At 61.7% G+C, this 3,305-nt stretch carries 2 protein-coding genes; both read left to right on the top strand.

Annotated features, from left to right (window positions below; all coding sequences use genetic code 11):
• Positions 1–244 (top strand): S-layer homology domain-containing protein (locus B1400_RS10015; protein WP_235607411.1); only part of this gene is annotated, 244 nt, incomplete at its 5' end.
• 427 nt (positions 245–671) lie between these two features.
• Entirely contained in the window at positions 672–3,287 is a 2,616-nt protein-coding gene (locus B1400_RS08915) for an Ig-like domain-containing protein (protein ID WP_095614040.1), read from the top strand.
• Positions 3,288–3,305 lie beyond the last annotated feature (18 nt).

Below are 3,305 nucleotides of genomic sequence, written 5' to 3'. Positions count from 1 at the left end.
GGTGTTCCTGTATCGGTATGCGAAGCTTGCCGGTGTGCAGGGTGCGGCGTCGTTTGCGCCGTCGGCTGCGGATTACCGTCGGTTCTCTGATGTGAAGCAGGGTACGTTCGGTGCCAAGGAGATCCTGTGGTGCGCGAATGCGGGTATTACGCTGGGTAATTCGGATGGTTCGTTCGGGTATGGCAGCAAGCTGACGCGTTCTGCGATGGCCGCGTTCCTGTACCGCCTCAACAAACTCATCTGACAGACAGACAAGCGCTCTCGCCGCGGCATGACGGCATAGGGCGCAACGGCATCACGCGGATGCGGATGCGGGGCATCGTTCCCGTATCCGCATCCGCTTTTCTGTATGGGCAACGGTCCACGAACCGTCCGGATAGTGGGTGGCTGCCATCGTGTGCCGCATCGTGAGATGACAACGTGTGTATCAGTGGACTTGATGGTGCAGATTGTGTAAAGAAAGTTGTATACTGTTTGATATGAATACGTTCGCAGTGAACGTAGGTCGTCTAAGAGCGAACGGCGTCATGCCGGGAGATTGCTTGGAACGCATGCGTCAATCGATGCCGCCTGCGGACCGCACCATGAGGAAACACACCGAGAACGGAGATAAGCCGACGAACCAGTCGTCATGACGCACTTGTTTCTTGCTCGGTTATTTAGGAGGAACGATGTCGATCTTTGATCGGTTACATGGCATGAGGAAGAGGGTCGCAGCCGGCGCCATCGCCGCGGCGACGCTCTTCGCGGGCATAGGCTTCGCGGCGCCCGCATACGCGGACGATTTCCGACTCGTCGGTCCGGACACGGTGCCGACCTCGGATAAGTTCCAGATCACGGCGCTCGGTCTGCCGGCCGACGTCGCCACTGATGAAATCACCTGGAAGACCTCGAACTGGCGCAACGCCATGCAGTCCATCTGGCCGCAGGACCAGGGCAACACATCCACATGGGACGCCGACATGTCCATGGATGGCGACGGCACTGTGACGATCTCCGCCACCTATCAGGGTCAGACCGCCGAGAAGACCGTCCAGCTCGAGAAGAAATCCTATGTGTACCTCGCTGGCTTCGATCTGAGCGCCAATGGCCTTGAAGGCTCCGGCGACGAGTACACGCTGCATGTCCCGTCGGGCGGCACCGTGGACACGTCCGCGACCTTCACGCCGGAGAACGCGACCTATCAGCATCTCGTCTGGCAGTCGATGGATCCGAGCATCGTGCGCGCCGGCGCCGACGGCGTCATCCGCGCCGTGAGCAACGGCTCGGCCGATCTGGTCGTTTACTCATACGGCCGCGTCCACAAGAAGACGATCCATGTGACCGTCGGCGGTTCCGGACCGGTCATCGTCCCCGTCGATTCGGTCACGATCAATGGCGGCGATGTGACGCTGCAGGAAGGCGGCACGACGACGCTTTCCGCGACCGTCTCGCCGTCGAACGCAACGAACAAGAGGGTCAGCTGGAGCTCGTCGAACGCCGCGGTCGCGAGCGTGGACAACGCCGGCAAGGTTACGGCCCGCACGGCTGGTTCCGCGACGATCACGGCGACGGCCGGCGGTAAGTCGGCGTCCATCACCGTGACGGTCGAGGCCGCGCCGCCGACGCCGTATGAGTCGGTCAAGATCGACGGCGGCGACTTCTCCGTCAAGGCCGGCGAGACGCATCAGCTGACCGCGAAGCTGCTGGCCGCGGACGGCTCCGAAGTAGCTTCCGGCGATACGCTCACGTGGGCGTCCTCCAACAACGGCGTCGCCACCGTCGACGCGAACGGTCTCGTCACCGGCGTTGCCAAGGGCACCGCCGACATCACCGTGACCGTCGGAACCAAGTCGGACACCGTCACCGCCACCGTCACCGAAGAGGACATGCCGGTTGGCAACGACACGACCGTCTACTATCCGGCCGACAAGTTCGGCGCCGACTCCACCTACTTCCACTACCGCGTCGGCACCGGCACATGGACCGCCGTTCCCGGCGTCAAGATGACGCAGTCCGCCTGCAACGGCTACGTCTCCTATGTGGTCCCGGACGCCGCTGACTCCACGATCGAGTTCGTCTTCAACAACGGCAACAACACCTGGGACAACAACGGCAATAAGAACTACACCGGCCAAGGCACGACGCTCGTCGTCGAGAACGGCGTCGTGAGCGCGAACGCTCCGTGCGTCGTGACCGTCCCGGTCGATGCCGTCGCAATCGCCGGCGGTGATTTCTCGCTCAAGGAAGGCGCTTCGAAGAAGCTCACGGCGACCGTCACTCCGGCCAATGCGACCGACAAGAAGGTCGCATGGAGCTCCTCAAACGCGTCCGTGGCAAAGGTCGATGCGAACGGCACCGTGACTGGCGTCAAGGCCGGCACGACGACGATCACGGCGACGGCCGGTGACAAGACCGATTCGGTGACCGTGACCGTGATCCCGGCGACCGTGCCGGTTGAATCGGTCGCAATCACCGGCGACGGCGTCAAGGACGGCAAGCTCAACATTGAGAATGGCAAGAGCGTCCAGCTGAATGCCGTCGTCACGCCTTCCACGGCCGTCGCGGGTGCCGCGGTCTGGTCCTCCTCGGATGATTCGGTCGTCACGGTTGATGGCAACGGCAAGGTCACGGCGAAGGCCGAAGGCATGGCCGCGATCACGGTGACCGTGTCCGGCAAGACAGCGTCGCTTATCGTGACGGTGTCTAAGGGTGGTTCGTCTGATCGGTTCTCTGATGTGCCGGCTGGTGTGGCGTTCCATGATGAGATCGAGTGGCTGGCGGCGCAGGGTATCACGAATGGGTATTCGGATGGTCGTTTCGGTTATGGTGATCATCTGAGCCGTCAGGATATGGCGATCTTCCTGTATCGTCTGGCGAAGGTGCATGGTGTGGCGGGTGCCGCGTCGTTTGCGCCGTCGGCTGCGGATTACCAGCGGTTCTCTGATGTGAAGCAGGGGTCGTATGGTGCCAAGGAGATCCTGTGGCTGGCGAAGAACGGCATTTCGCAGGGTTCGAATGGCCGGTTCAATGGTAATGACAAGTTGACGCGTCAGGATATGGCGGTGTTCCTGTATCGGTATGCGAAGCTTGCCGGTGTGCAGGGTGCGGCGTCGTTTGCGCCGTCGGCTGCGGATTACCGTCGGTTCTCTGATGTGAAGCAGGGTACGTTCGGTGCCAAGGAGATCCTGTGGTGCGCGAATGCGGGTATTACGCTGGGTAATTCGGATGGTTCGTTCGGGTATGGCAGCAAGCTGACGCGTTCTGCGATGGCCGCGTTCCTGTACCGCCTCAACAAACTCATCTGATCGACGAGGCACGGTCCG

This window comes from Bifidobacterium italicum (genome assembly GCF_002286915.1).
GTDB classification, from domain to species: Bacteria; Actinomycetota; Actinomycetes; order Actinomycetales; family Bifidobacteriaceae; genus Bifidobacterium; species Bifidobacterium italicum.
Note: the sequence above shows the minus strand (reverse complement) of the source record. Positions and strands in the feature narration are given on the sequence as shown.

What these genes read in the sequence shown, in the direction of transcription:
- B1400_RS08915 (WP_095614040.1), top strand. Translation starts at nt 672, where the DNA reads ATGTCGATCTTTGATCGGTTACATGGCATGAGGAAGAGGGTCGCAGCC.